Here is a 5,439-nt window from a genome sequence, read left to right on the forward strand (position 1 = left end):
AAATTTAAGTATAGTTTCTGTATGATTGCGAAGCTCCTTCTTAGACCTGTGCAATGCTTTTTATGAGCACCGCTTCAGGGTGGGAACACAGCAGAGCACTTGTATTAAGTGTGTGCCGCAGTTATCTGAGAGGGGGTCTTTCTAAACCAAAATGCTCATTAAAATCATCGCAAATTTCTAGAAAATCCACTCCATCAATCTTAGGTTTTTCACTAAAAAATTTATACATATTATTAAAGCCATCAGTTAGCTCTTTTGACTTGACGCCGTAGCTTATAGAAATTCCAGCTTCTATGTAGGCTGAGAGTTTGTCGCAGTATTTTAGCGCTTTGCCATCGATCGGATTAAATTTATCCTCATTTACGTTTTCCATCGTCCCTTCATGGTAGATGATTTTACGCTCATAAGTTCTATTTTCAAACTCATCTTTTATAAATTTCTCGCCATCTTTTCTAATACCAAGGATGTAGCTAAACTCATCTTTGATCTTTTCAGGCACAAATGGCAAAATTCTCTCATCAATAAGCCTCATCTCATACTCGCTGATGATCTCATTTAGCCCCTTTACGCCGTATTTCACAGGGCTTATGATATCTCTTGTGAGGCTCTCTGGTAGGTCGTGAAATAGTGCACAAAAGAAGTTATTTTCTAGGCGTTTTTTGCAAGCTTTTGCTTTTAGTGAGTAAAAGTAGCTAAGTATTGCAACAACTAGCATATGTCCTAAGACCGCAGTTTCAGGAATGCGAGGCGTTTGTGCCCAGCGCTTTTGAAACCTTAGCCTACCGCTTAGATCAACAAGGCGGGCTAGCTTTTGATTCATAGCGATCTTTCTAACGCCGATTAACTCGTAGTAATCCTCCATCTCCTCTTCAACCTTCGCCTTAAGCTCGTCGATATCGCTTAAAAATTGGCTCGTTTGATAGACGATAGAAAATTCCCACCTCGTGGCAAGATAGCTCGCTGCTTTTAGTATAAGGCGCTCTTTTTCGTGAGTTTTATCATTTTTAAAGTGGTTTTTAAATCTCTCTAAAAATTTGCCATCTTCGATTTCTGAAATCAGCCCCTCTAGGTTGCTTAAGACCCAGCTATTTATCTGCTCTTTTTTTGTCTTTTGGATGTGGTGAAAGACGTCAGGGCGTATGTCTGTGACTACGACCCTACTTAAAAACTCAAAAATTCCAGCCTCGATGATGTAGTTCATGTCGGCGTTTTGCTCTTGTTTTGCAATGAAATAAGCGATGATAAATTTATGAGCCTGCTTGTCAAGCTCAACTAAATTTGCCATCTTTGGATAGTCGTTCCAACGTGATATAGATGCTGCTTTAAAGATATGTTCTATAAGCTTAGCACTTATCATTATTTATCCTTTTTGACTACTTTTGGCTTCTTATCATCTGCGTAGCTTATCTTTCTAAAGCCCTCTTTGTTTGAGCTTCTTCTTGGTTTATCATCTTTTTGAAATTTATCATCTCTGCCACCTCTGCTGCCACCAGCTCTACTGCTGCCCCTGCTACTGCCACGATCACTCGTACTACGTCTTTCGCGTGGCTTGTCGCCAAAGCTACTTCTCTCTCTAGTTCTTGGAATAAATTCTTTCTCTTCAGCTGGCTTTTTCACCACTAGATCAGAGCTGATCTCAATAACTGTATGGACGTTTCCACGAGGGTTAAAGTCGCCAACTATCTTCATAAATTTTGGCTCTAGTTTTTTCTCTAAAACAGAGTAAATTTCATTTATACTATCTTCGTGGCTGATATTGCGGTTCATAAAACTATTTATATAAAGTTTTATCGCTTTTAGCTCGACTACAAGCTTATTTGGTATGTACTCAAGATAGATCGTCGCAAAGTCAGGATAACCAGAGCGAGGGCAAAGGCAGCAAAACTCAGGCAGAGTGATCTTTATGACATAGTCCCTTGTCTGCTTATTTTCCCAGACCTCAAGGTCACTCTCTACGTCAAATTCTTTCAAAATTTTCTCGCCATATTTCATATCTAGCTCTTCGCTCATTTTTTATCCTTTATTTTTTTGCTAATTAGATCAAATTTAAATTTGATCACCTTTTAAATATCTAAGTGTTTAACGTCTTTTGCGTGGTCTTGGATATAGTTTCTTCTTGGCTCGACCTCATCGCCCATGAAGAGATTAAACGTGTCAGAGGCGCTTATAGCGTCGTTTATATCGATCTTTAAAAGTCTTCTATTTTCAGGGTTCATCGTAGTCTCCCAAAGCTGCTCTGGGTTCATCTCACCAAGACCTTTGTAGCGCTGAATATATGCACCTTTTTTCGCATTTTTTTCTACTTCATCAAGCACGTCTATAACGTCACTATGCAAGTCTAGGCCACGCTCTTTTATCTTTTGGCTGATGTAAAGCGCCTCTTCATAAAGTGGATTTGTAAATAAATTTTCATTTACTACAAGCTCTTCTAGGCCACTTTCAGTTTGGACATAAATTCTAATCTCATCTTCGCTAACGTAGTGGTTTAGGATGTTGTGACCCTCAGCTTTTAAGAAATTCTTTAAAATTTCAAAAATTTCATTGTAGCTTTTTGAGACGATGTCCGGATTTTCTATCATATAGCGAATCGCTGAAAGGACGTTAAAGCGTTTTTCAAGCTCTTTTAAGACGCTTCTATAAGCTGCAACAATCTTTAAAAAGTCAATCAAATCCGCACTGCCGATACCCTCTATATCAACACCCTCGATACCAGTTTCGATAAGAAATTCGTTTAATGCCTTTTCATCTTTTAGATAAATCTCTTTCTTGCCTTTTTTATAGCGGTAAAGTGGCGGCTGAGCTAGGTAGATGTGGCCGTTTTCTACAACTTTATTTAAAAATCTAAAGAAGAAAGTTAAAAGAAGTGTCTGGATGTGGCTACCATCGACGTCGGCATCGGTCATGATGATGATCTTATGATATCTAAGCTTCTCAGCGTCAAATTCATCTCCGATGCCGCAACCTAGCGCTGTTATCATATTTTTTATCTCGTCAGACTTTAAAATTTTATCCAGTCTTGCCTTTTCAACGTTTAGAATTTTACCCTTAAGCGGTAATATTGCTTGGAAAACTCTGTCACGTCCCTGCTTAGCAGAACCGCCCGCAGAGTCGCCCTCCACTAGATATAGCTCGCTAATTACTGGGTCTTTGCTCTGGCAGTCAGCTAACTTACCAGGGAGTGTGCCTACGCTCATGCTCTCTTTTTTGCGAGTTAGATCCCTAGCTTTTTTAGCAGCTTCGCGGCCACGTGCAGCCATTAGGGCTTTGTCCATTATCGCTCTTGCTTCGATAGGATTTTCTTCAAAATACTTTGTAAGAACATCAAAAACCATCTTTTGAACGATTGGTTTTACGTAGCTTGATCCTAGTTTACCCTTTGTTTGTCCCTCAAACTGAGGCTCAGGCACTTTTACGCTCACAACAGCGATAAGTCCCTCGCGGATATCTTCGCCAGTTATCTTTGTATCTTTTTCACGTGCAGCAGCGTTTGCTGAGACATAGTTTGTGATAACTCTTGTAAGGCCCGCTCTAAATCCAGCTTCGTGTGTACCACCATCTGGAGTTTTGATGTTATTTACAAAGCTTAGTAAATTTTCACTATAAGTGTCGTTGTAAAGCAGGGCAAAATCAACCATAACATCATCTTCGCCGCCGCTAAATGATACTGCTTTACTAACAGCATTTGCTTTGTTCATATCAGTTACAAAGCTCTCTAACCCGCCCTCGAAATGAAAGCTCTCGCTTCTGCCATTTCTTTGATCTTTAAAATTTATAGTTATCTTTGGGTTTAGATAGGCTAACTCGCGAAATCTTTTTACTAAAATTTCATCATCAAATTCTGTCACTTCAAATATACTATCATCTGGCCAGAACTCAACTTGCGTACCTGTGCGGTTTGTAGTTTTTATCACTTCAAGATCGCTTTGAGGGATACCTTTTGCAAATTCTTGTCTATGAAGCTTACCATCACGCTTGATATTTACGACTAGCTTTTTAGAAAGGGCATTTACAACAGATACACCAACACCGTGAAGACCACCAGAAACTTTATAAGTGTCCTTATCAAATTTACCACCAGCGTGAAGAACAGTTAAAACAACTGTCGCAGCTGAAATTTTCTCAGTTGGGTGCATATCTACTGGGATACCACGGCCATTATCGCTAATGATAGCTGAGCCCTCACGTGTAAGCTCAATGTCTATCGTATCGCAGTATCCTGCCATTGCCTCATCGATAGAGTTGTCAACAACTTCATAGATCATATGGTGAAGACCACTAATGTTTGTATCGCCTATATACATGCCTGGGCGTTTCCTGACCGCCTCAAGCCCTTTTAGTACTTTAATATTTTCTGCGCCGTAATTATTTTCCATAATCTTGCCTTATCTTATAAATTTATCGGCATTATTACTGTTGTTAATTCTTTTGAATTTACAACAAATGCTAGTGAGCTTTCATTAAATCCAAGCTCAAAATTTTCATCTTCGATACTAGTTAAGAAATCAAGCAAGTATCTATTTTTTATGCCTATAAAGAATTCATCTTCTAAGCCAGTTTGATAATCAATCATAGTTTTTGCTTCAGAGTTATCTTCTATAACACTTTCAAATGTTATGTTGTCTCTTGCAAAAGTTATTTTCATTGTATCACTTAGCATTGAGATAGTTTTTATACCCTCTATCATCTTATCTCTACTTAGTTGAAGTCTTTTTCTTACTTCTTTTGGTATGACACGCTCATAGTCTGGAAATTTACCATTTATAAGTTTTGTGAAAAACTCAAAATTTTGGCTTTGAGCGATTAAGATATTTTCATCATAGTAAATTTCTATCTTGTCAAAAAATAGTTTTTGTATTTCATTTATAGCTTTTTTAGGGATTATAAGTGAAAATTCTTTTTTAGTTGGTGTTTGAAATCTAAATACACTAAGTCTTCTTGTATCAGTACCAACGATATTTATAAAGTCTTTTTTAATATCAAGAAAAGCTCCGTTTAGTTCAAATTTTGGGTTATTACTATCAATACTTGGTAAAATTTTCTTTAAACTTCTTCCTAACATAACAGCGTCAACGTCAAATTTTGATTTACCTTCAATCGTTGGAAACTCTGGAAAATCTTCAAATTTATACATTGGAAGTTTATATTTTGAGTTTTTTTGTTTTATGTAAAGATAGTTATTTACAGTTTCTAACATCACTTCTTCGTCTTTTAGACTTTTTATAATGTCAAGTAGTTTTTTTCCATTTGCAGTTGCGTAACCTTCATCAACGATTTTTACATTACTTAGCTTATATGCTAGACCTATTTCATGATCAGTTGCTTTTATGTTTAAAACTCCATCTTTTGCCGAGATATAAATGTGAGAAGTTATAGCACTAAGATCTCTTTTTTCAAGATATGGATTTGTATTTGTTACTATGCTTTCAAGCATATTTTTGT

General features: G+C 37.3%; 4 protein-coding genes and 1 other RNA gene. 1 reads left to right on the forward strand and 4 read right to left on the reverse strand.

Annotation, left to right across the window (positions count from 1 at the left end):
* The first annotated feature begins 37 nt into the window (after positions 1 to 37).
* Positions 38 to 135: signal recognition particle sRNA small type (gene ffs / locus F3H01_RS05290), an RNA gene on the forward strand.
* On the opposite strand, the gene F3H01_RS05295 is transcribed toward ffs, so the two are convergent.
* From F3H01_RS05295 to dnaN, 4 genes are all read right to left on the reverse strand, one after another.
* Entirely contained in the window at positions 122 to 1,357 is a 1,236-nt protein-coding gene (locus tag F3H01_RS05295) for an HD domain-containing protein (protein WP_149725076.1), read from the reverse strand. The genes ffs and F3H01_RS05295 overlap by 14 nt on opposite strands.
* Positions 1,357 to 2,010 carry a preQ(1) synthase gene (gene queF, locus F3H01_RS05300; RefSeq protein WP_223155378.1) on the reverse strand — a complete coding sequence of 218 codons (654 nt, stop codon included), beginning with the start codon at positions 2,008 to 2,010 and terminating at the stop codon, positions 1,357 to 1,359. The genes F3H01_RS05295 and queF overlap by 1 nt, the downstream gene beginning before the upstream one ends.
* Before the next feature lie 53 nt (positions 2,011 to 2,063).
* Complete coding sequence (gene gyrB / locus F3H01_RS05305; RefSeq protein WP_103649214.1) at positions 2,064 to 4,373, reverse strand: DNA topoisomerase (ATP-hydrolyzing) subunit B; 2,310 nt, start codon at positions 4,371 to 4,373, stop codon at positions 2,064 to 2,066.
* Positions 4,374 to 4,387: 14 nt separating this feature from the next.
* Positions 4,388 to 5,439: DNA polymerase III subunit beta (dnaN, locus tag F3H01_RS05310; RefSeq protein WP_149725135.1), on the reverse strand; the 1,052-nt coding region annotated here is incomplete at its 5' end.

The sequence above is a fragment of the Campylobacter concisus genome, from assembly GCF_902460875.1.
In the GTDB taxonomy this organism is placed as follows: Bacteria; Campylobacterota; Campylobacteria; order Campylobacterales; family Campylobacteraceae; genus Campylobacter_A; species Campylobacter_A concisus_AA.